This window comes from Devosia riboflavina, from assembly GCF_000743575.1.
GTDB lineage: Bacteria > Pseudomonadota > Alphaproteobacteria > Rhizobiales > Devosiaceae > Devosia > Devosia riboflavina.
In genome coordinates, this window is sequence record NZ_JQGC01000003.1 from 421040 (window position 1) to 443331 (window position 22292).

22 protein-coding genes are annotated in these 22292 nt (G+C 63.0%); 11 read left to right on the plus strand and 11 right to left on the minus strand.

Features of this window, described 5'->3' with window-relative positions:
- Positions 1-35 precede the first annotated feature (35 nt).
- The 3 genes from JP75_RS05195 to JP75_RS05205 are packed head-to-tail and all read left to right on the plus strand — an operon-like array spanning position 36 to position 2399.
- Positions 36-476, plus strand: a complete 441-nt coding sequence (locus JP75_RS05195; RefSeq protein WP_035080068.1) for a twin-arginine translocation signal domain-containing protein — start codon at positions 36-38, stop codon at positions 474-476.
- Between the two features lie 7 nt (positions 477-483).
- Complete coding sequence (locus tag JP75_RS05200; protein ID WP_035080072.1) at positions 484-1152, plus strand: ABC transporter ATP-binding protein; 669 nt, start codon at positions 484-486, stop codon at positions 1150-1152.
- A complete protein-coding gene (locus JP75_RS05205) occupies positions 1149-2399 on the plus strand; it encodes an FtsX-like permease family protein (protein WP_035080074.1) in 1251 nt (416 codons plus the stop codon). The genes JP75_RS05200 and JP75_RS05205 overlap by 4 nt, the downstream gene beginning before the upstream one ends.
- On the opposite strand, the gene JP75_RS25100 is transcribed toward JP75_RS05205, so the two are convergent.
- Positions 2400-2891: a copper chaperone PCu(A)C gene (locus JP75_RS25100; RefSeq protein ID WP_051960371.1), complete on the minus strand. Its 492-nt coding sequence runs from the start codon at positions 2889-2891 to the stop codon at positions 2400-2402.
- Between the two features lie 62 nt (positions 2892-2953).
- Positions 2954-5473 carry a putative bifunctional diguanylate cyclase/phosphodiesterase gene (locus JP75_RS05215; RefSeq protein ID WP_084587484.1) on the minus strand — a complete coding sequence of 840 codons (2520 nt, stop codon included), beginning with the start codon at positions 5471-5473 and terminating at the stop codon, positions 2954-2956.
- Positions 5474-5700: 227 nt separating this feature from the next.
- Between JP75_RS05215 and JP75_RS05220 the strand changes: the two genes are divergently transcribed.
- Together JP75_RS05220 and JP75_RS05225 are read left to right on the plus strand one after the other, a co-directional pair.
- Positions 5701-6675, plus strand: a complete 975-nt coding sequence (locus tag JP75_RS05220; protein ID WP_035080076.1) for an ABC transporter substrate-binding protein — start codon at positions 5701-5703, stop codon at positions 6673-6675.
- A 57-nt stretch (positions 6676-6732) separates the two neighbouring features.
- Positions 6733-8409, plus strand: a complete 1677-nt coding sequence (locus tag JP75_RS05225; RefSeq protein ID WP_035080078.1) for an ABC transporter permease — start codon at positions 6733-6735, stop codon at positions 8407-8409.
- A 3-nt stretch (positions 8410-8412) separates the two neighbouring features.
- On the opposite strand, the gene JP75_RS05230 is transcribed toward JP75_RS05225, so the two are convergent.
- From JP75_RS05230 to JP75_RS05260, 7 genes are all read right to left on the minus strand, one after another.
- Complete coding sequence (locus tag JP75_RS05230; protein ID WP_035080080.1) at positions 8413-9399, minus strand: ABC transporter ATP-binding protein; 987 nt, start codon at positions 9397-9399, stop codon at positions 8413-8415.
- Positions 9400-9441: 42 nt separating this feature from the next.
- Positions 9442-10275 carry an inositol monophosphatase family protein gene (locus tag JP75_RS05235; RefSeq protein WP_035080084.1) on the minus strand — a complete coding sequence of 278 codons (834 nt, stop codon included), beginning with the start codon at positions 10273-10275 and terminating at the stop codon, positions 9442-9444.
- Positions 10272-11096, minus strand: a complete 825-nt coding sequence (locus JP75_RS05240) for a glycerophosphodiester phosphodiesterase family protein (RefSeq protein ID WP_035080086.1) — start codon at positions 11094-11096, stop codon at positions 10272-10274. Before JP75_RS05240 ends, JP75_RS05235 begins: the two co-directional genes overlap by 4 nt.
- An 11-nt stretch (positions 11097-11107) precedes the next feature.
- Positions 11108-12214 (minus strand): ABC transporter ATP-binding protein, encoded by a 1107-nt coding sequence (locus tag JP75_RS05245; protein ID WP_035080089.1) that lies wholly within the window; start codon positions 12212-12214, stop codon positions 11108-11110.
- A gap of 1 nt (position 12215) precedes the next feature.
- Positions 12216-13133: a carbohydrate ABC transporter permease gene (locus JP75_RS05250; RefSeq protein WP_035080091.1), complete on the minus strand. Its 918-nt coding sequence runs from the start codon at positions 13131-13133 to the stop codon at positions 12216-12218.
- Between the two features lie 3 nt (positions 13134-13136).
- Positions 13137-14030 carry a carbohydrate ABC transporter permease gene (locus tag JP75_RS05255; protein ID WP_035080094.1) on the minus strand — a complete coding sequence of 298 codons (894 nt, stop codon included), beginning with the start codon at positions 14028-14030 and terminating at the stop codon, positions 13137-13139.
- 64 nt (positions 14031-14094) lie between these two features.
- Positions 14095-15405, minus strand: coding sequence for an extracellular solute-binding protein (locus JP75_RS05260; RefSeq protein WP_035080296.1), 1311 nt, complete (start codon positions 15403-15405; stop codon positions 14095-14097).
- A 207-nt stretch (positions 15406-15612) separates the two neighbouring features.
- Between JP75_RS05260 and JP75_RS05265 the strand changes: the two genes are divergently transcribed.
- From JP75_RS05265 to JP75_RS05280, 4 genes are all read left to right on the plus strand, one after another.
- On the plus strand, positions 15613-16767 hold the full coding sequence (locus tag JP75_RS05265) for an ROK family transcriptional regulator (protein ID WP_035080097.1): 1155 nt from the start codon (positions 15613-15615) through the stop codon (positions 16765-16767).
- A gap of 117 nt (positions 16768-16884) precedes the next feature.
- Positions 16885-17370: a dUTP diphosphatase gene (dut, locus tag JP75_RS05270; protein ID WP_035080099.1), complete on the plus strand. Its 486-nt coding sequence runs from the start codon at positions 16885-16887 to the stop codon at positions 17368-17370.
- A gap of 18 nt (positions 17371-17388) precedes the next feature.
- The gene (locus JP75_RS26965) at positions 17389-18117 is read left to right on the plus strand and encodes a DUF2259 domain-containing protein (RefSeq protein ID WP_035080100.1); all 729 of its coding nucleotides are present in this window, start codon (positions 17389-17391) and stop codon (positions 18115-18117) included.
- Positions 18107-18838 (plus strand): HesA/MoeB/ThiF family protein, encoded by a 732-nt coding sequence (locus tag JP75_RS05280; RefSeq protein ID WP_035080102.1) that lies wholly within the window; start codon positions 18107-18109, stop codon positions 18836-18838. Before JP75_RS26965 ends, JP75_RS05280 begins: the two co-directional genes overlap by 11 nt.
- Before the next feature lie 131 nt (positions 18839-18969).
- Here the strand turns inward: JP75_RS05280 and JP75_RS05285 are convergent, their stop codons facing one another.
- On the minus strand, positions 18970-19860 hold the full coding sequence (locus tag JP75_RS05285) for a LysR family transcriptional regulator (protein WP_035080104.1): 891 nt from the start codon (positions 19858-19860) through the stop codon (positions 18970-18972).
- A gap of 102 nt (positions 19861-19962) precedes the next feature.
- Between JP75_RS05285 and JP75_RS05290 the strand changes: the two genes are divergently transcribed.
- Positions 19963-20574 carry an NADPH-dependent F420 reductase gene (locus tag JP75_RS05290; protein WP_035080108.1) on the plus strand — a complete coding sequence of 204 codons (612 nt, stop codon included), beginning with the start codon at positions 19963-19965 and terminating at the stop codon, positions 20572-20574.
- Positions 20575-20745: 171 nt separating this feature from the next.
- Here JP75_RS05290 and infC read toward each other — a convergent pair whose 3' ends face one another.
- On the minus strand, positions 20746-21282 hold the full coding sequence (gene infC / locus JP75_RS05295; protein ID WP_201772904.1) for a translation initiation factor IF-3: 537 nt from the start codon (positions 21280-21282) through the stop codon (positions 20746-20748).
- A 165-nt stretch (positions 21283-21447) separates the two neighbouring features.
- Between infC and JP75_RS05300 the strand changes: the two genes are divergently transcribed.
- On the plus strand, positions 21448-22215 hold the full coding sequence (locus tag JP75_RS05300; RefSeq protein ID WP_035080113.1) for an alpha/beta hydrolase: 768 nt from the start codon (positions 21448-21450) through the stop codon (positions 22213-22215).
- Positions 22216-22292 lie beyond the last annotated feature (77 nt).

Consider the following 22292-nt stretch of genomic DNA (forward strand, 5'->3'; position numbering starts at 1 on the left):
CCCGGATGCCGAGCCACCACCGAAAGGACGCCACCATGGATAGACGCAATTTTCTGGGCCTTGCCGCCTCGGGAACACTGCTGGGTGCGTTCGGACTTTCAACGCCCGCCTTTGCCGACCTCCCGTCCCTGCGCTTCCGCGACATGTATTCGCGCGGAAAAGACCTTTCGGACGAGGCTATCGCGCTCGAAGGCCAGCGCATCGTCATGACCGGCTATATGGCGCCGCCGCTCAAACCCGAGATCAATTTCTTCGTCCTCACCAAGACGCCCATGGCCACCTGTCCGTTCTGCGACGACGCGACCGACTGGCCGAACGATATCGTCCTCTCCTATTTCGAGGGCGACATGAAATTCACCCGCTTCTCCAATCTCATCCGCGTCGAAGGCACGTTCGACACGGGCATCGAGACCGATGGGCCGACCGGCTTCGTGAGCAAGGTGCGCCTGCTCGACACCAGCTACACCATTCTCTGAGTTTTCCATGCCGGGACTGCCTCTGGCCGTTTCCGGCCTGCGCCTCGCCTTTGCCGGCGCCGATGTCATCGACCTGCCCAGCCTCGCCATAGCGCCGGGCACCATGACCGTGCTCTCGGGCGCCTCGGGCTCGGGCAAATCCACCCTGCTCTACCTGCTCTCCGGGCTCCTCCGTCCCGATGCCGGCTCCATTGCCTGGGCCGGGACCGATATTGCACTTCTGGGCGAAAGCCGGCGCGACCGCTGGCGTCGCAAAGAGGCTGGCTTCATCTTCCAGAATTTTCATCTGATCGAAGAAATGAGCCCGCTCGACAATGTGCTGGTGCCCATCTGGCTCGACAGCTTCTCGGCCAATGCAAAAAGACGACGCGCGCTCGACCTGCTGCGCCAGCTCGATGTGCCGGCCGAGCGCGACAGTGTCGCCAAACTCTCGCGCGGCCAGCAGCAGCGCGTCGCCATCGCCCGGGCCCTGAGCGGCAATCCCAGCATCATCTTTGCCGATGAGCCCACGGCCAGCCTCGATGCAGCCGCGGGCGAAACCGTTGCCGCCATATTGCAGCGCCTCGCCCGCGAAGACGGGCGCACCGTTGTCGTCGCGACCCACGATCCCGCGCTCAAGGTGCTGGCCGACCAATCCTTGCTGCTCGATCACGGCAAAAGGGAACCGGCGCCATGAACCCCTTTCCCATCGCCTGGGCCTCGCTGCGCCGCAACAGTTTTACCGGTGTTTTGTTCCTGTTGATCGTGGCCCTCGCCGTGGCGCTTGGCATCGCCATTTCGGCCCAGGAACGCGCCCTCCGCATCGGCAGCGCCCGCGCCGCCGACAAGTTCGACCTTATCGTCGCCGCCCCCGGCAGCCACAATGACGTGCTGTTCTCGACCGTCTATCTCGATCCCACGGCCGTCGAACTGCTCGACCCAGCCATCACCCGCCTGCTGTTCGAGGAAGCCGAGGCCGATTTCGTCGCCCCGATCGGCTTTGGCGATGCCATCGGCAGTGATCCCGTCGTCGGCACCGTGGCCCCCTTCGTCGATCATCTCTCTGGCGGCCTTGCCGAAGGCCGGCTCTTCGAAGACATCAATGAAGCGGTTGTCGGTGCGCTCTCGCCCCATGCCGTCGGCAACGAGCTCGAAGTGTCGCACGGCCATGGCGGCGCCACCGGCACCGATGCGGATGCCGCCGCCGATGCCATCGAGGCCGGCGAAGCCGTGCCCGGCGGCGATGGCGATCATCCGCACATCACCATTGTCGGCCGTATGCAGCCCACCGGCACGCCCTGGGACCGTGCCATTGTCGTGCCCATCGAATATAATTGGGCCGCGCATGGCCTCGGCACCGGCCACTTGCCCCAAGACACCCATATCGGCGCGCCCTTCGATCCCGATGCCCTGCCCGGCCTGCCGGCCGTGGTGGTCAAACCGAAGGACGTGGCCGCCGCCTATGGGCTCCGCGCCGCCTATCGCACGCCGCAATCGACCGCCTTCTTTCCCGCCGAAGTGCTGGTGGAGCTCTATGCTCTACTCGGTGACGCGACAGCCATCATGAGCGGCCTGACCCTCGCCGCGCAGGCGCTGGTGGTCGCGGCGATCCTCGCGGGCATCGTCGCCATTCTCGACCTGCAGCGCCAGCGCTTTGCCGTGCTGCGCGCCCTCGGTGCCTCGCCGCTTTTCATCTTCACCACGGTCTGGATCTATGTCGCCGCCATCGTGGTCACCGGGGCGCTGGCCGGGCTCGTGCTCGGTTGGGGCGCGGCGTGGGTCGTCTCCGACCTTCTGGCGCAATCGACCGGCGTCGCCATGCGCGCCGAAATCGGCGCGCGGGAACTATCGCTGGTCAGCACGCTGGTCGGGCTCGGCCTCCTCCTCGCGGTGGTGCCGGCGCTGATCATCTACCGCCGGCCCGTGGTGGACGCCCTGCGCTGATCAGTGGCTGTGCCCGGCATGGCTATGCGCCATGGCGTCTGATGCTTCCACCTCGACGCTGATCTCCAGCTCACCATCGCCGAGGAGCAGGTGTAGCGGAAAGTGATCGCCCTCTTTGAGTTCAACCGTCAGGTCATTGAGCCGCAGGCCCAGGCCATTGGGGTCGAAATCGACCCCCCCGCCCGGAAGCTGGAATTCGCCGACCGGCTGATAGGCCATGGCGCCATCCGCTCCCATCGTGGCCCCCACGACTTCGACACTCCCAGCAATTTCCGCCTCGGCCCCGTTCAGCACCACGGGATCGCCCGCATTCTCGATTTCGAAGAAAACCACGGCATCGCCGCCCTCTGCCGTGGCGCGCGTCCAGGCATGGATGACGGTGATGGCGCCAAGGCTCGCCTCATGGTCATCATGCGCGTGGTCCTGCGCCAATGCGGGCGCCGAGGTCAGCAGTAGCAGCGGCAAGACGAAGGGGCGCAGAGAGCTGGTCATAAGAGGCTCCGGTCATGGTGCAATGATCGGCCTAAAGCCTCCAAACGACAGGCTGGTGACGCTCAGCTCTGGCGCGCCATCAATTTCTGTGCCTCGCCCGCCGGCATGGGCCGGCCGAGATAATAGCCCTGCACCTCGGTACAGCCCTCGGCCCGCAGGCGTTCGAGCTGCTCGGCGGTTTCGACGCCCTCGGCCGTGGTCGAAATGCCAAGGCTGACACCCATGCCGACGACGGCACTGACAATGGCCGCATCGCCGGAATTGTCGACGATCTCGCGCACGAAGGACTGGTCGATCTTGATCTTGTCGAAGGGGAAGGAGCGCAGATAGGAGAGCGAGGAATAGCCCGTGCCAAAATCGTCCATGGAAATACGAACGCCAAGGGCGCGAAGCTGATGCAGCACGGCGACATTGGCCTCGCTGTCATGCAAAAGCACCGATTCGGTGATTTCGAGTTCCAGGCGCCCCGGCTCGATACCCGACATGGTCAGGGCCGACGCCACCAGATTGGCGAGCTTTTGCCCCTTGAACTGCACCGCCGAAATATTGACCGCGACGCGCATATCCTCGGGCCATTCCGCCGCATCCCGGCAAGCCTGGCGCAGCACCCATTCGCCAATGGGAACGATAAGGCCGATATCCTCGGCCAAGGGAATGAATTCGATCGGCGGCACCATGCCGCGCTCTGGATGGTTCCAGCGCAGCAGCGCTTCAAAGCCGGTGATCTTGCCGGTCTCGACGGAAACGAAGGGCTGGTAGCGGAGGGTAAATTCGCCCACGACAAGCGCCCCGCGCAATTCGACCTCCAGCGCCCGGCGCGCCTTTACCCGCGCATCCATTTCCGGCTGGAAATAGCGGAAGGTGCCGCGGCCCTCGTCCTTGGCGCGGTAGAGCGCCATATCGGCGTTCTTGAGCAATGCATCGGCGCTTTCCCCGTCGGTGGGGGCCATGGCAATGCCGATCGACGCCCCAATGACCACCATCTGGCCATCGACGTCATAGGGCTGCGACAGGACCGCAATCAGCCGGTCCGACAGCATGCCGGCCTCGCCGGGCTCGGCGAGATCGCGCTGGATCACCGCGAATTCGTCGCCGCCGAGACGGGCAACGAGATCGTTTTCCCGCAGCGCCCCGCGCAGGCGCCCACTGACCTGTTGCAAGAGCTTATCGCCGACCGGATGGCCGAGCGTGTCGTTGACGTCCTTAAAATAATCGAGGTCGATGCAAAGGATCGCCGCCGGCTGCTCGTGGCGCTCGACATGGCGCAGGGTGCGACGCAGTTCGTCGAGGAAAAGCACGCGATTGGGCAGCGCGGTCAGGGCGTCGTGATGCGCCATGAAACTGATGCGCGCCTCGGTCTTGCGCTGCTCGGTGACGTCGACGACCACCGCAAGCCGCGCCGCCTGTCCCTGATAATCGACCTGGCGGGAATAGACCCGCACCTCGATGATGGAGCCATCGGCTTTGAGGTGCTTCCAGATATCGCCGGTATCGCTGGGGATCGTCGGCTGCGCCAGGATCTGGCGCACGCGCTCCCTTTCCTCTTGCGGCCTGATATCGAGGAGGCTCATCGACAGAAACTGTTCGCGGCTATAGCCATAATGCTCGACCGCGACGGCATTGACGTCGCGCATCTGCATGGTTTCGGGGCAATAGACGAACATGGGCAGCGGGCTGTCCTGGAACAGCAGACGGAAGGATTCCTCGCGGTTGCGGATTTCGGTGACGTCGATCAGGCTGGCCGATACCAGGTCCTCCATGGCCGAGGCGCGCATGGAAAAATAGCGCACGCCGCCAAGCGCGGAGGGATAGGAGAATTCGAATTCGACGGCCGCCTTGGTGCGCCAGGCTTGGACCAGTTGATCGACGGCCCCGGTGCCGCGCAGATGCGGAAAGAGGTCGGTGAGGCGCTGCCAGCGCAGGGCATCGATCGATTGACTCACGAGATCGGCGGCACCCTGGTTGAGCGCGACGAGCCGGAAATCATCGACCACGCCCTCGCGGCCACGCACCGGCGCCAGCGCCATGAGGCCGCCCGTGGTCGAGGCGAAGATCGCATCGACGAGGCTGTATTTTTCCATGCGCGGACGCGCATAGGCGAGCAGCAGCGGTCCGCCCCAGCGGCTCGAAAGCGGAAAAATGACGAGATCATAGGCGCGGACATAGCCGCTGCGCTCGGGATAGGCGACAAGATGCACGGGCTGTTTTTGCCGCAAAGCTTCCTCGAGGCCATCGAGCAGCACATGGGCGCAATCGGGCGGCAGCGCTTCGATATTGCGCCCCGCAGCCTCCCCGCCGATCCATTCTTCAAAGGCGGGGCCCGCATGGGCAAAAACGAAAGTGCCGTCGGAAAGCGCGCGCACGAGGGCGGTGTGATTGCCGGCGCGCCCGGTGCGGCCAAGCACGACCTCGTCATAAAGCGGCAGATGGGTCGGTCTCTCGGCCGTCCGCCAGTTCCGGTAGAGCACATGGAGATCGAGCCCGGCATTTTCGCCGTGCAGGAATTCCTCGATGCCCCGGCGTCCGGCGGCAGCGCCGCTGGGCTGGGGATTGGCCTGGACGATCGCGGCGGATAGCGACATCAAAATCTCCTGCCACCAGGATAAGCTGCTGGAACGGCGGGAAATATCTACATCACCAACAGTTCTCAGCTCGTTGCCGACTTCGTCATAAAGGCGTCATACGCGCCAGGCCGAAAAACACCCTTCGGCGCGCCTCTCGGCAAGTGTCATCCAATGGTTAAGGAGAGCCGCTAGAGCCCACTTCATCCAGGCCGCGCATCTGGCGCGGCACCAACGGAGACGACAAGATGCGCATGCTGCTCGCTGCCGGCCTGATGCTGGCCTCTGCCCTCACCCCTGCCCTCGCCCAGGAAGGCACGCTGGTGCTCTATACCAGCCAGCCGCAGACCGACGCGCAGCAGACGGCCGATGCCTTCATGGCAAAATATCCCGGCATCAAGGTTGATTGGGTGCGCGATGGCACGCCGCAGATCATGGCAAAGTTCCGCTCGGAACTGGAAGCCGGCGCCCCGCAGCCGGACGTTTTGCTAATCGCCGACGTCGTCACCATGGAAGGGCTGAAAGCCGAAGGCCTGCTGCTCGATTACGCCGATGCCGACCTGACCGGCTATCCGGAGGGTCTGCACGACGAAGACGGCGCTTATTTCTCGACCAAGCTGATCACCACCGGCATCGTCTACAATACCGCTGCCACCATGATCCCGGCGAGCTGGGAAGACCTGACCAAGCCCGAAGCCCAGGGCCAGATCGCCATGCCGAGCCCGCTGACCTCGGGCGCCGCCATGATCCACACCGTAACCCTCACCGAAAACCTGCCCGAAGGCTGGGATTTTTATAGCGCACTGGCCGCCAATGGCGCCCAGGCAGCCGGTGGCAATGGCGGCATTCTCACCGCCGTTTCCGGCGGCGAAAAGCTCTATGGCATGATCGTCGACTACATGCCGATCCGCGAAGCCGCCAAGGGCGCACCGGTGAAATTCGTATTCCCGACCGAAGGCGTTTCGGCCGTTACCGAACCGGTGGCGATCCTGAAATCGGCGCAGAACCCGGACAATGCAAAGCTCTTCATCGATTTCCTGCTCTCCGAAGAAGGCCAGCAGCTTGCCACGAGCCAGGGCTATATCCCGGCACGCGATGGCGTCGCCCTGCCCGAAGGCTATCCCGACCGCTCGGAAATCAAGGTTCTTTCCTATGACGCCGCGGCGGCTCTCGCCAATGATCAGGCCAACAAGGACCATTTTGCCGAAATTTTCGGCCAGTAAGCGCGCGTGACTATTGCGCCTATCCATGACGTGCCGCGCCCTGCAACGGGTGCGCGCATGACGAAACTGGCAGGGCGGGTCACTCCCGCCCTGCTGGCCATTCTGGTCGTCGCCATTCTCGCGGCCCTGCCGCTGGGCCGGCTGGTGGTCACGGCGCTGGTGGGGCCAAGCGGCATTGATTTCGCGCCGCTTTTGGCCCGGCTCATGCGCAGCGCCACCCAGAAAGCCATTTTCAATACGCTCGACACTTCACTCTTTGGCGCCCTGCTGGCCCTCGCCATCGGCGCCCCCTTCGCCTTTCTCGTCGCGCTGACCGATATGCCGCTGCGGCGCGCCCAAGGATTTTTGCTGCTGCTGCCGCTGATGATTGCGCCGCAGGTCACGGCCCTCGCCTATATGCAATTGCTCGGACCTTCGAGCGCACTGCTCGGCACTTTTGGGCTCGCCCCCGCGCCGGGTACTGCCAATCCATTGCTGGGGCGTGGCGGCATTATTTTGCTTTACGGCGTTCAGCACGCGCCGATTGTTTTCATTACCCTTCGTGCCGGGCTCACCGCCCTGCCGCGCGACTATGTCGAAGCCGCCCGGGCGGCCGGCGCAAAACCCTGGCGCGTGTTGCTTGATGTCATCGTGCCCCTGCTGCGCCCCTATTTCCTCGCGGCGCTGGCTTTGGCCTTCGTTTCGGGCGTTGGCAACTTGGGCATTCCGGCACTGTTGGGCATGCCGGCCAATTATTTCACGCTGGCGACGCTGATCTACCAGCAACTGGCCGGCAATGGGCCCAGCGTGTTGCCGCAAGTCGCCATGCTCTCGCTCGTCATCGCCGCCATCGCCATTGCCGGCATTGCCCTGCAATCGCTGGGCCAGAGCAAGACCGGCTTTGCCATCGCGCGCGGAATGCCGGCGCGCTTTGCGCTCAAGACTTGGCGCTGGCCGGCGGCGATCGCAGGCCTTGCGCTGATCTCGATCATTCTCATCCTGCCGCTCCTGGCGCTGGTGACCACCTCGCTGGTGCCGGCCTATGGCGTGCGCCTCAGCCTTTACACCGTAACGCTCGACAATTATGCCGAAGTGCTGTTGCGCCAGGCTTCCACCACGCGCGCCTTTTTCAACTCGTTCTATCTCTCGGGCCTTGCGGCACTGATCCTCGCCCTTTCCGCCGTGCCGGTGGCACTCGGCCTCCGCCATCTGCCCCCCCGCGCGCGGTCGGGCCTCCATGGCCTTGTCGACCTGCCCTATGCGCTGCCGGGCATTGTCCTCGCCATCGCCTGCATCCTGCTTTTCCTGCGGCCCCTGCCGCTGATCGGCAGTCTTTACAACACGCCCTGGATCATTCTCGTCGCCTATCTCATGCGCTTTGCCGCTCTCGCTTTGCGCCCGGTCGACGCCGCACTGGGCCAGATACCGCCACAAATGAGCGAAGCCGCCGCCGCTGCCGGAGCGGGAAGCTGGCGGCGATTGCTGACCATCACCCTGCCGCTGGCCGCGCCCGCCGCCGTCGCCGGGGCGCTGCTGGTCTTCATGAGCGCCTTCAACGAATTGACAGTTTCGGCCCTGCTCTGGTCCAACCGCAACGAGACCCTCGGCGTCATCCTGTTCTCGCTCGACGAAGCCGGCCTTTCCGCCCAGGCCTCGGCCATCGCGGTCGTGACCGTGCTCGTGGTCGTGATCCTGCTTCTGATCCTGAACCGGCTGGGTTCGCGCCTGCCCGCAGGCGTGCTGCCCTGGCGCTGACTTTTAAGCCGGAACGCTCCAGGCATCGTCGACGGTGACACGCACCTCTTCGCCAATGCCGCGCCGCGTCGGCAGGTCGGCGACGAGCGTGTCGCCATTGGCGAGGACAAGCGTCGTCTCATAACTCGCGCCGGTATAGCGCAGGCGCAGAACCGAAGCGGGCAAGCCGGTTTCTGTGAGACGCACGGCATGGGGCCGCACAAGCACCTTGCCTCGGGAAGAAGCCGAACCGCGAGCAGCAAAACCATGGCTCGCCGCAACAAGCGAGCCACGGCCGACAAAGCCGGCAACCATGGCATTGGCCGGCTCACCATAGATTTTCTCTGGCGTTCCGATCTGCTGCACCCGGCCGCCATCGAGCACCACGATCGTGTCGGCCAGGGCCAGGGCCTCCGACTGATCATGCGTCACGAAAACAATGGTGGCGCCGGTCCGCTTGTGGGTATCGGCAAAGACATCGAGCATGGCGGCGCGCAGATGCACATCGAGATTGGCCAGCGGCTCATCGAGCAGGATGATCATGGTGCCGGTAACCAGGCATCGGGCCAGCGCCACCCGCTGCCGCTGCCCGCCGGACAGCGCGTCGACGCTGCGGCGCTCATATCCGGTCAGCGAAACCATGGCGAGGGCTTCCGCCGTCCGGCGCTCGATCTCGGCGCGCCCAAAACCCCGACCCTTCAGCGGATAGGCGACATTGGCGGCGACATCCATATGCGGCCAGAGCGCATAGGACTGGAACACGATGCCCAGATTGCGCTCTTCCGGCGGCACCATGCGCGTGCCGTCGGCCATGACATCGCCTTCGAACCGGACCACCCCCATTGTCGGCTGTTCGAAGCCGGCAATGAGGCGCAAGAGCGTGGTCTTGCCGCAGCCGGAAGGCCCCAGCAGGGCCGTGAACGACCCCGCCGGAAATTGCAGCGAAATATCGGTGAGGGCCCGGCTATCGCCAAAAGACTTGCCGACGGCATCGAGTGTGATCGTGGTCATCGCGCCTGACTAGAGATGATCCATGACAGTTCAGCGACGCCGCTAAACGTCCTCGAACAGCGCCCGCCTGATCTCCTCCCAGCTCTGCTTGTTCGGCGCCGTCAGCAGAAAACCCTCGGTCATGGTCGGCCGATAGGGTTTTCCATTGACCAGCGCCGCATAGCCGCCGGCCTCGGCATGGATCAAAGCGCCCGCCGCGTGATCCCAGGGCATGATGCCGGCATTGAGACAGAAGCTCATCGCCCCGGTCGTCAGCATGCGATATTCCCAGGCCGAGCAGCGCCAGGTCGTCGTGCGCGAAAAACGCAGAAGGCGCGGCGCCATTTCGGCCTGCAATTGCGGCGTGAACATATGGAGCGGCACGAAGCCGTGCATCTCCGCAATCGGCCCCGGCCCGGCCACCGCAAGACCGCTCATCGCGCCATCAGCCGAGACATGCCAGGCGCCCAGCCCCGGCCGGGCGACCAGAAAATCGCCCATGACCGGATAATGGATGATCCCGGCAATGGTCCTGCCATTGGCCACAATGGCCAGCATCGAGCCGAAAGTCGGCACGCCATGGGCAAAGTTCCAAGTGCCGTCGACGGGGTCGATGATGGCCACAAGATCGGCCGCACCAATCCGTTCGAGGATGGACCTATCCTCCGACACCGCCTCTTCGCCGACCACGACGATCCCCGGAAGCCGCTCGGTGAGGAGCCCACCCAGCGCGTGTTCCGCCGAGATATCGGCGTCAGTGACGACATCGTCGGGCGCGGTCTTGGCCCGCATGCTGCCCGAGGTGATCGCCTCAAAGCGCGGCAGGATTTCGGCTTTCGCCACCGCCCGCATATCGGCCATCAGGGTTTTGAGCAGCGCGTCGCTGATCTCGTTCATGCACGTTTCTCGATATAGGCTTTCAGCGCCGCCGGCTGGTCGGTCTGGATGGCGCTGATCCCGGCGTCGATCAGGCGACCCCAGATCTTGTCCGGGTCCGCCAGCGCCGCCGTATCGGTCCATTCCCCGCTACTAACCATATCGAGCGTGTTCTTCCAGAGCGCCATGCCCGCCGCCTCGAACGCCCCGCGATTGGCCGCAATGGTATCGATATGATCGAAGCGGATTTCGCTCATGAACGGTTTCAGTTCGGAAAGCACCGCCAGCGTCTCGCCGGTCCCGTTCTCGGTAAAGCTTGCCATGGCCATGAAAGGTACGCCGGCAATGTCCTGCGCCTTGACCCAGGCGACGTGCTCCGGCGTCATCACGGTGGTCTTGAGGTCGACATAGGCCGCGGCATCCATTTCGCGGGCGCAGGCCGCGACCTCGGAAAACAGCCCGCGATCCTTCAAATCGAGATCAGCAAAGATGCGGCCGCGAATGATTTCGAGCGCCTGCTTCAGCGTCGGAATGCGCTGGTCGGTCAGCGCGCGCCCTTCCCCGCCATCATCGGCGCGGAGAGCAATGGCCTGCAATTCCGCCATGGTAAAGGTCTCGGCATCGCGGTCGATACCCGCCATGCGCAGCAGGGTATCGTCATGCATTAGAAAGAGTTCGCCATCGGCGCTTTTGCGCACATCGAGCTCGACGATATCGACACCGATGGCAATGGCATTCTCGATCGCTGCCAGGCTATTTTCCGGCGCGCCATGCCAGGCGCCGCGATGGGCAGCGACGGCGCAGCGGCGCGCGGGATCGGCGATAAAATCCTTATAGGTCATTGGTCTTGCTTTCATTGGGCGCTGAAGGCGCCGGGGATGGCACGGCCGGTTTCCGCGTCGAAAAGATGAAGACGCAGAGGCGGGAAGGTAAGCGAGAGATTGGCCTCGGTGCCGATATCGGCACCGAAGGGGGTGGCGATGCGGAGAAGATTGCCGCCGAGATCGGCAGCGAGAATGGCGTGCGAGCCGAGGTCCTCGCGATAGCGCAGTCCCGCCTTGATCGGCCCCTCGCCAACGAGAATATCTTCCGGGCGAATACCCAATTGGTAATCCCCGAAAACCGGGCATTCGACCAAGACCTGCCCATCGGCAAGCCGCAGCACTTTGCCGTCGCCGGTAACCGGCACGATGTTCATCGGCGGCGCGCCGATGAATTTGGCGACGAAGACCGAGGCCGGCTTGTGATAGATCGCCTTGGGCGTGTCGAACTGCTCGATCCGGCCCTTGTTGAGGATCAGGATGCGATCGGCCAGCGTCATGGCTTCCACCTGGTCGTGGGTAACGAAGACGGTCGTCGCCCCGATGCGGCGATGCAGTTCCGCCAGTTCCATGCGCATGTCATGGCGCAATTGCGCGTCGAGATTGCTGAGCGGCTCATCGAACAGCAGCACGCCCGGCTCACGCACGATCGCGCGGCCGATAGCCACACGCTGGCGCTGGCCGCCGGAGAGTTGCCCCGGCTTTCGCGCGAGGAGATCAGAGAGGCCGAGCATTTTCGCCACCGCCTCGACCCGCTCGACGCGTTCGGGCTTGGGCATGCCGGCAACCTTGAGGCTATAGGCGATGTTTTCGAAGACGCTCATATGCGGATAGAGCGCATAATTCTGGAACACCATGGCGCAGCCGCGCTCCTTGGGTTCAAGGTCCTGCACTTTTCGCGCCCCAAAGCTGATCGTCCCGCCGGAGACGCGTTCGAGCCCCGCGATCATCTGCATCAAGGTAGACTTGCCGCAACCCGAGGGACCCAGGACGACGGTAAATTCCCCCGCGCGCAGTTCGGCATCGAGCGGGGGAATAACCTGGGTCGTGCCATCGTAGGATTTGCTGACATTTTCGAGCACGATGGCTGAAGCCGCAGCGCGAATGGCGCTGTCGATGCTGGTGTCGATTGCGTTCATCTTACTTCTCCGAAAGCACGAGCCCGCGCACGAGATAGCGTTGCAGCACGGCGATCATGACGAGGGGGATTATCGAGACGACGACAGCGCCCGCCATAATCAGTGGAAAATCGGGCATCACGCCTTCCATGTCGGGCGCAAGGCGCGCGAGGCCGACAACGGCGGTCTGCATATTGGGGGTGGAGCTGGCAACGAGCGGCCAGAGATATTGCGTCCAGCCGCCGAGGAAGGTCAGCACGAAGAGCGCCGCAAAACTCGGCCGCGAGAGGGGCAGCAGGATATCGAAGAGAAACCGGATCGGCCCCGCCCCGTCCATGCGCGCCGCCTTGACCAGGTCCTTGGGCAGGACAAGGAAAAACTGGCGGAACAGGAACGTGCCCGTGCCATGCGCGACGAGCGGCGCGATCAGCCCGAAATGGGTGTTGAGCACACTCCATTCGAGCACGACCGGCGCGCCGAATACCCCGGCGATGAGGCCATTGAGCCCGATAATATCGAGCAGCGCATTGATCGGCGAGAGCACATTTGACGCCACCTGATAGGTGGTGATGACGCGGATATCGAGCGGCAGCATGATGGTGGCGAGGATGCTGGCGAAAACCACGCTGCCCCAGCGCACGGGAAAGAACACCAGCGCATAAGCCGAGATGAACGAGAGCACACAGGTGACCAGCGCATCGCCCACGGCAACCACCAGCGAATTGGCCATCTGCTGGGGAATGCGCGTCTCGGAGAAGATGCGGATCACATTGGTGAAGAACTGGTCGCCGGGATACCAGACGAGGCCATTGCGCAGCATGAATTCATAGGACTGCGTTGATGTCGTCAGCGTCAGATAGAGCGGCCCCAGGATATAGAGCATGCCGAGGAACAGCACTGCACTGGCGACGAGATTGAGGGAACGGGCGTTTTCGACCATGTTTCAGCGCTCGTAATTGATGCGTCGGCCGAGGAAGGCGAACTGCGCCCCCGTCAGCAGCACGACGAAGACCATGAGAATGGCGGTCTGGGTGGCGGCGCCCGAGAGGTCGTAGCCGTTAAAACCGTCGACGTAGATTTTGTAGACGAGGAGATTGGTCGAGCCGCCCGGCCCGCCCTTGGTCATGGTGTCGACCAGCGCAAAGGCCGAGGTGACGCTTTCGGTGAATTCGAGCACCAGCGTCAAAAACACCTGCGGCATGATCAGCGGCAATTGCACATCGAAGATGCGGCGCCAGGCGCCCGCCCCATCCATGGCCGCAGCCTGGTGCATGGTGCGCGGCAGCGATTGCAGACCCGCGAGCAGAATGACGAAATTGAACGGAATGCCACTCCAGACATGGGCAGCGATGAGCATGATGAAAGCATCGGTGCCGTCGATGCCCGGCGCCCAGATGCCGGGAAACCACTGGTTGAGCGGCGACAGGATGCCGACGAATGGATTGAAGATAAACGCAAAAATCACGCCGATCGACGCCCCGGCAACGCCTTTGGGCCAGACCAGCACGTTTCGCGCGGGCTGCGACAGCCGCAGTTGCCGATCAGCAGCCACGGCCAGGATCAGCGGCACCAGCACGGCAAGGCTCGAGCCGATCACCATGAAGATGACGGTCCGCTTGCCTGCTTCCCAGAATTGCGGATCGGAAAGGACGCGGGCGAAATTGGCCCAGCCGACAAAGATCGAGCCGCCGCCAAACGGACGCTCCAGGAAGAACGACCAATAAAAGGCCTGGAAGATCGGCACATAGAAGAAGATGACGATCAGCAGCGCCAGCGGCGTGACCAGCAGGACCGGCAGCCAGCGATTGGCGAACAGTGCTTGAGTTGGCGAGGACATGGATGCGGCCCAGAATGAGGGGACCGGCACGGAGCATTGCTACCCCGTGCCGTTCTGCCGGGGATCAGGGAAGCTTGACGCCCTGGTAGGTCTGCTCGAAGCGGCGCAGGAGTTCGTCACCGCGCTTCTTGGCATTGTCGAGGGCGGCCTGCATGGTCGGCTCGCCGTTCCAGGCTTTCTGGGTTTCTTCCATGAAAACTTCGCGGAACTGCACGTAGAAGCCCAGACGCACGCCGCGGCTGTCTTCGGTGCGCGGCTGGTTCATGGATTCGATGCCGATGGCAGCGGTCGCATATTTGGCAGCGTCGGCTTCGCCTGACGCTTCGATGGCGCCAAGCACGTCCTTGGTCACCGGGACATAGCCAGTGGCCGCGGTGAAGGCCATCTGCTGTTCGGGCCGGCGCAGGAAGTCGAGAAAACCCTTGGCGGCCGCGACTTCGGCGTCTTCGTGGCCCTTCATCACATAGATGGAAGCGCCGCCGACCAGCGTATTGTGGCGCTCATAGCCTTCATACATCGGGGCCATGTCGACACTGACTTCATACTTGCCCTCAAAGGCCTTGGCCGAAGCCGCATAAGAGCCCGAGGAACCTTCCATCATGGCGCATTCGCCGGCGTTGAAAGCATCGGCATATTTGCCGGCCTTGGTGTCGACGCCGAGACGGACGAGACCTTCCTTGCGCCATTCGACGAGGTTGGTCAGGTGCTGCACCACAAAGGTGGTGTTGAGCACATATTCGGCGTCGAGCCCGTCATAGCCATTGTGGTTGGAGGCGATCGGCAGGCCGTGGCGCGCCGAGAACTGTTCCAGCACGCGCCAGGTATCGCCATCGGTGACGAAGGGGCAGGCATGGCCGGCTGCCTTCAGCTTTTCGGCGGCAGCCTTGATCTCTTCCCAGGTTTTTGGCGTCTCGGTGATGCCGGCTTCCGCAAGCTGGGTCTTGTTGGTGTAGAACAGCAGCGTCGACGCATTGTAAGGCTGCGAGAACAGGCGACCGTCCGAGGTCTCGTAGTAAGCGCGGGCGCCGTCGATGTAGTTGGCCCAGTCGACGTCGGGCAGGATTTCCTGCACCGGCACCACGGCGTCGGACAGCATCAGGTCGAGCGTGCCGGCGTCAAAAAACTGGATCAGCACCGGCGCATTGCCCGAGCGATAGGCGGCAATCGCCTTCTGCATCGAGACTTCGTAGCTGCCCTGACCGACGCAGGTGACCTTGTCCTGCGATTGGGACGCGTTGAAGGCATCGCACTGGGCGAGAATGGCAGTCTCGACGCTGCCGGTATTGCCGTACCAGAATTCGAAATCGGTGGCCTGGGCCGCACCGGCGCCAGCCATCAGGGCAGCCGTAGTGGCTGCCAGAGTGAACATCTTCATCATTGCCTCGCCTGTCATGAAAGCGGTCGCGGTGAGCCCCGGTCGACCGACGATGCTATTACTACACTTTAGGTGTAACAAATCCATGACAGTGCTGACAAGGCACTGTGATTGCCTCGCCGTCTGGCCGATATCTCCGGCTGAAACCGGTGTTTCGTCGTTGAAATATTACACTCTTTTGGTAATGAAAGCGGGTGGAGAGAAACGATGACCTATTCGCCCGAAACGCTCATTGCCCCGCGTTTTTCCCGCGCCGCCGAGGGTGGCGTCGTCTCGCCCAATGAGCGCGCCCTTTTGCGGCTCATCTGGCGCAATCCGGGCATGTCGCGATCCGAGATCACGCCCCATATCGACCTGACCCAACAGTCGGTCTATCGCATCATCGACCAATTGGCCGAACGCGGCATCGTGGCGCTCGGCGCCCCAAAACCGGGCGTAGGCCGCGGCCAGCCGAGCCCGACCCTGCGGCTCGACGGGCGGCACGCCTATAGCTGCGGCATCTCGGTCAATACCGACGTCATCGGCATCTGCCTCATGGACCTCGCCGGCCGCATCCTCGGCGAAGCCAGCGTTCCCTTGCGCGAATCCAGCATGGCCGAGGCGCTGGACCTCGTGGCCGAGGAACTGGCCGGTCTGCAGCGGAGCAATGGACTGTCACCGGATAGTTTCTTCGGCATCGGCTTTGCCATTGCCGGCTATCACGTCGGCGGTACGCGCTACAATGCGCCCCTGCCGCTCCACGAATGGTCGCTGATCGAACTCGGCCCCTTGATGGCCGAATTTTTCGGCCGTCCGGTCTGGGTCCACAATGGCGCCAATACCGGCACCATCGCCGAATCCATGTTCGGCGTCGGCCGCTATATCAAGCATTTCGCCTATCTCAGCTTCAATTACGGCTTTGGCGGCGGGCTGATCAGCGATGGCGAACTGCTGCTCGGGGGCAATGGCAATGCCGGCGAATTCTCCGGCATTTACGACGCCGAAGAATCCAAGCGCCGCCCGGCGCTGCAATATCTGATCGAGCGCCTCAATCACAACGGCGTCGAAGTCCCCTCCATCAGCTACATGCGAAAATACTTCGATCCTAACTGGCCGGGCGTCGCCGAATGGGTGGAAGAGGTAACGCCGGCTTACAACCGCATGATCAACGCCATCCGCGCCGTCATCGACCCGCAGGCCATCGTCTTCGGCGGCCAGGTGCCCTCGGACCTGGCGCAGATGCTGATCGCCAAGACCCATATCTTCGACCGCCCGCGCTATGGCGTAAATCGCCCCGGCCCAAAGCTGATCGTCTCGGAAATTTCGACCGACGCCTCGGCCATGGGCGCCGCCGTCACCCCGTTCAGGGCCGCCTTCTACTAAGCGGACGTCCACAGGCTGGCTTGGTGCTGTTGTCGATCCCGGCGATGGGGGCTACAACCTTGCCAGGCGTTTCGACCGCAAAAATCGCGACAAACAACCCCAGAAAAGAGAGTGCGCATGTCAGGCTTTGCCGGGTCCTTTAAGCTGGAAATCAAGGTACTCGATCCGCGCCTTGCCGAATGGGGCCTGCCGAAATACCACTCCGAACTGGCCGCAGCGGTCGATATCCATGCCTGCATCGACACGCCCTGGACCATTCACCCGCAGGAAGCGCCCGTGCTGGTTCCCTCGGGCTTTGCCATGCACATTGCCGATCCCCATATCGCGGCGCTGCTCATTCCGCGCTCCGGCTCCGCCCATAAGCGCGGCCTGGTCTTGGGCAATAGTGTCGGGCTCATCGATGCCGACTATACGGCCCAGGTTTTCGTCAGCGCCTGGAACAGAAATCCATCCGGCGACCCCATCGTCATCCAGCCCGGCGAGCGGATCGCGCAGATGTTCTTCGTGCCGGTGCTCCGGCCCCACTATGAAATCGTCGAAGAGTTTTCCGCAACCAGCGGGCGCGGATCGGGCGGTTTTGGCTCGACCGGAACCGGCATCTAGCACGAGGAGGAGCGGCCGATGACATCGAACCTTGCCCGGATCGCCCAGGTTTTCGGGCTTTTTGCCTTGCTCACTCCGCCCGCTCTGGCCGGCGACCGGGCACTGATCGACTTCATCGGCTTTTCGCCCGATGCCAAATATTTCGCCTTCGAGGAATTCGGCATCCAGGATGGCTCCGGCTTTGCCTATTCCAATATTTTCGTCGTCGATCTCGAAAACGACACCTGGCTCGACGGCACCCCCATTCGCATGCGCAGCGAGGACGAAAACAGGCCCCTGCTGCAGGTTCGCTCCGAAGCCAATAGCCAGGCCATAAAAATCATCGCCGACAAGGAAATCTTTGTGCCGGCCGAGATCGCCGTCCTCATCGGCGATGGCGCCGTCGATATCGACGCCCAAAACCTCGCCTTCGGCCTCCCCGGCTATGAACGCGGCACAGTGCAGGAAGAGCGCCTGCTTTCCCTCAAGACCTTCCCGTTAAAATCCTCCGAGGATTGCGACCTTTGGTTCGATACCCCGCCGCAGGGTTTTGAATTGACCCTTGCCGTGGGCGAGAGCAGCACCATCATCCATCGCGACGAGACCCTGCCGAAGTCGCGCGGCTGCGTGCTCGATTATCGCCTCTATGCCGTGGTCCTTCCCGGGCTCGACGCGCCGCGGGGCAGGGGCGTTGCCATTGTCTCCACCTATCCCGGCGGTTTTGAAGGACCGGATCGGCGCTTCCTCGCGGTGCCCCTTGCCTTCTGACGCCCCGCTTTCGCCCGAGGAATCCCGGCGCTATGCGCGCCACCTCGTCCTCAAGGGTTTTGGCGGCGCTGCCCAGCAAAAGCTCAGGGCGGCGAGCGCGCTCGTCGTCGGCGCCGGCGGCCTCGGCAGCCCCGCCATAGCCTATCTTGCCGCAGCCGGCATCGGCCGGCTGGGCATTGTCGACCCCGACACGGTGTCCCTCTCCAATCTGCAACGCCAGATCGTCCACACCAGTGCCGGCATTGGCGCGGGCAAGTCCGAGAGCGCCAAAACCTTCGCGGAAAATCTCAATCCGCATGTTGCGCTCGACGCCCTTGCCGAGGCCATCACGCCGGAAAATGCCGAAGCCATGCTCGCGCCCTATGATCTCGTCCTCGATGGCACCGACAATCTCGTCACCCGCCGCCTCGTCGCCGCCGCGGCCGCTGCCCGGCAAAAGCCGCTGGTCTCCGGCGCCGTGTCGATGTTTTCCGGCCAAGTGACAGTCTTCGCCCCGCATATCGGCGGCCCCAGCCACGACGCGCTCTTTGCCGATGAGGCGGACGACGAAAACCTCCCCTCCTGCGAGCTCAACGGCATTTTGGGGCCTGTCACCGGCGTCATCGGCACCTTGATGGCGATGGAAGCGATCAAGATGATCACCGGCACCGGCACACCGCTGATCGGCCGCGTCCTCGTTTATGATGCGCGGGACGCGCAGTTTTCGGAAATTTCTTACTGACAGCCCCAGAACTTTCCTCAAACTCGATTGTCACCCCGGCTTTAGGCCGGGGCCCATCTTGAGATCTCGGGATGGATCCCGGCCTTCGCCGGGATGACAGCCGGTGGGGCGATGCACCACCGAATGAGGCTCTACCCCTCCCGCAGTTCCCGCGCGATCCACTCGATCACCCCGGCCAATCTTCGCGGCACGAATTGCCGCGAGGGATAGACGGCGTGGATCGGCAAAGCCAATTTCCGCCACCCCGTAAGAACTTCCACCAGTGCGCCACTCTCCAAGTCCTCTTCCACCAGCACGCGCGGCGCATAGGCCAGGCCCACCCCTTCCAGCGCCGCCGCCCGCATGGCCTCGCCATTGTCGACACCAAAATTGCCCCGGACCGCAGCCAGAACCTCGCGCCCCTCCGCATCCCAAAAGCGCCAGAGATCGCGCGGCGAGAGATTGAGGCTGATGACGCAACGATGGTTTCCCAGTTCGTCCGGATGCGTCGGCGTCCCCATGCGCCTAAAATAGTCGGGCGAAGCACAGCAGGCAAAATCATAGGTTCCTATCCGCCGCGCAATCAGGCTCGACGGTTTGAGATTGCCGATGCGAAAGGCCAGGTCATAGCCCTCGGCCACGAGATCCACATTGCGGTCGAGCAGCGCCATTTCCACCGATACGGCAGGATGGGCATTTGTGAAGCGTGCCAGGGCCGGTGTCAGCCGCTTCACCCCCAAGGTCGTCGAGCCGCTGATCCTGATATGGCCCACAAGATCCTCCGCCTGCGGATGGGCAATGTCTGCCAGCGCCTCGACCTCTTCGAGAATCCGCGTCGCCTTGGCGAGAAATTCCTGGCCGGTCTCGGTCAGCCGCTGGCTGCGTGTCGTCCGCTCGATCAGTTTTACGCCGTAATCCTCTTCCAGCGCCAGGATGCGGCGCCCGACCATGGCGGGCGACACATTGAGCCGCGCGGCGGCTTTTGAAAAGCTGCCCGCGGTCGCGGCCGTCACAAAGGTGCGGAGATTGACGAGATCGACCATTCGATACTTTTGCGCAATTATCTTGTTCTATTTCAAGACATTCACGCGAGAATAGTCCCGTCCTAAATTCTCTCCATCGAAACCGCCACACGGAGAGAAGAAATGACCACCGCAATCATCGGTCTTGGGAATATGGGTTCGGGCCTGGCCCGTCGTCTGGCCGGCAAGGGCAATCTCGTGCTCGCTGCCCGCAATGAAGCCGCCGCCGCAACGCTCGCCGCCGAAATCGGCGCCACCAGCGCCTCCATCCCGGCGGCCATTGCCGGTGCCGATACCGTTGTCCTGGCACTGCCCTATGCCTCGGCGCTCGAACTCGCCAAATCGGGTGCGCTCGATGGCAAGGTGGTCGTCGACATCTCCAACCCCATCAAGCCGGATTTTTCCGGCCTTTCCATCGGCTTTGAAACCTCGGCCGCCGAAGAAATCCAGAAGGCCGCTCCCGCCGCCAAGGTCGTAAAGGCATTCAACACCATCTTTGCCGGCCTCTTTGCCGCGCCCAAGGATGACACGGCCAATGTGCCCGTCTTCCTTGCCGGCGACGACGCTGCCGTGGCGCAAGTCGAAACCCTGGTCAAAAATTCCGGCTTCGCCGTCGAAAAGACCGGCGCGCTCGACGCCGCCCGTCTCCTCGAACCCGTTGGCATGCTCAATATCCGCTTCGGCTACGGCCTCGGCCGTGGCACCGCCATCGCGCCGGCCTGGTTGGGCCTTTAGGCCTTACCACCAAACGTCATCCTCGGGCCTGACCCGAGGACACTTCACTTAATGATCCAGCAAGCGCAGAGCCCTCGGGTCAAGCCCGAGGGTGACGGCGTTCGGCGAGCAGTCCAAAAACAAAAAGGCGGGCCAAAGCCCGCCTTCTTCAATTCCAAAAATGCCGTCGCCTCACTTGGGCGCCAGCACCATGACCATCTGGCGGCCTTCCGAGCGCGGCTGGCTTTCCACCTTGGCGATGGTTTCCATCTGCTCGCGCACTTTGACGAGGAGCGACATGCCGATATCCTGGTGGGCCATTTCGCGGCCACGGAAACGCATCGTCACTTTCACACGGTCGCCTTCGCCCAGGAACCGTTGCACAGCCTTCATCTTGGTCTCGTAGTCATGGGTATCGATGTTCGGCCGGAGCTGAACTTCCTTGACTTCGATGACCTTCTGCTTCTTGCGCGCTTCGGCGGCCTTTTTCTGGGCAGCATATTTGAAGCGGCCAAGATCAAGCATCTTGGCAACCGGCGGGGTCGAGTTCGCGGCGATCAGCACGAGGTCGAGCCCGGCTTCCTGGGCTTCGGCAAGTGCATCGCGCGTACGAACTATGCCGCGGTTTTCGCCTTCGGCATCGATAAGCTGGACGTCGGGGCTGGTAATGTCCTCATTGGCAAGCGGCCCATCTTTCTGGGGCGCCGTTGGTCTCATTGGACGACGAATGGCAAGCGTTCCTTGTGCTGTTTCTGCCGAGGGGTGAATTCGGGCCTAAAATCGTGTTAGCGGGGTAAGAAGTCAACAGCCGGATATGCTGATTTTCCGGGTGTTGCCCCCGGGGGACGCTTATCCGTTTGCCGGTAAAGATCGCAAACGAGCAAAGAGTTCCGCGTGACTTCCCTTCCACGACAGTTCCTTAGCATCGGCGCAGCGCAAAACCAGCGCAATATCGCCTATATCCAGCGCCCCGGACGATCTCCCGGGCTTTTCTGGCTCAATGGTTTCCGCTCGGTAATGACCGGAATCAAGGCCAGCACCCTCGACGCCTTCGGCGCGGAACAGGGTCTGGAGGTGACGCGATTCGATTATTCCGGCTATGGGGAGTCGGGCGGCGACTTCGACGAGGCCACGATCACGCGCTGGCTCGAAGAGACCATTGCGGTTTTTAGCCAGACTCACGGCCCCCAAATTGTCGTCGGCTCCTCCATGGGCGGCTGGCTGGCTCTGCTCCTCGCGCGACACCTCCTCAAAACCAGCCAGAAGCGTTTGCAGGGCCTGATCCTCATCGCCCCCGCGGTCGATGCCACCCATGACCTCATTCCCACCCGCTTCACGCCGGAACAGCTTGCCACCCTCGCCGAACGGGGTTTTGTCGAGCGGGTCAGCAAATATGGTGACGGCGACTATCGCTATACCAAGGCGCTGCTCGACGACGGCGAAAACCACCTGCTCTTCGGCCGCGTCATCGAAACCGGCTGCCCCGTCCACATCCTGCAGGGCGGTAGAGACCCCGACGTCCCCCCGGCCCATGCGCAAAAACTGCTCACCCACATCCTCCACGACCCGGTGACCTTCACGCTGATCCCCGATGGCGACCATCGGCTGAGCCGGGAAGAGGACCTCGAACGGCTACGGCAGGCGGTGCTGGGGATGATGTGATCCGACACCAAGCCCCCGCCCGCTTACCAAACGGAGATCCCCTGAGTTCTCAAACGAAGTGCAACACCTTTGTAAGG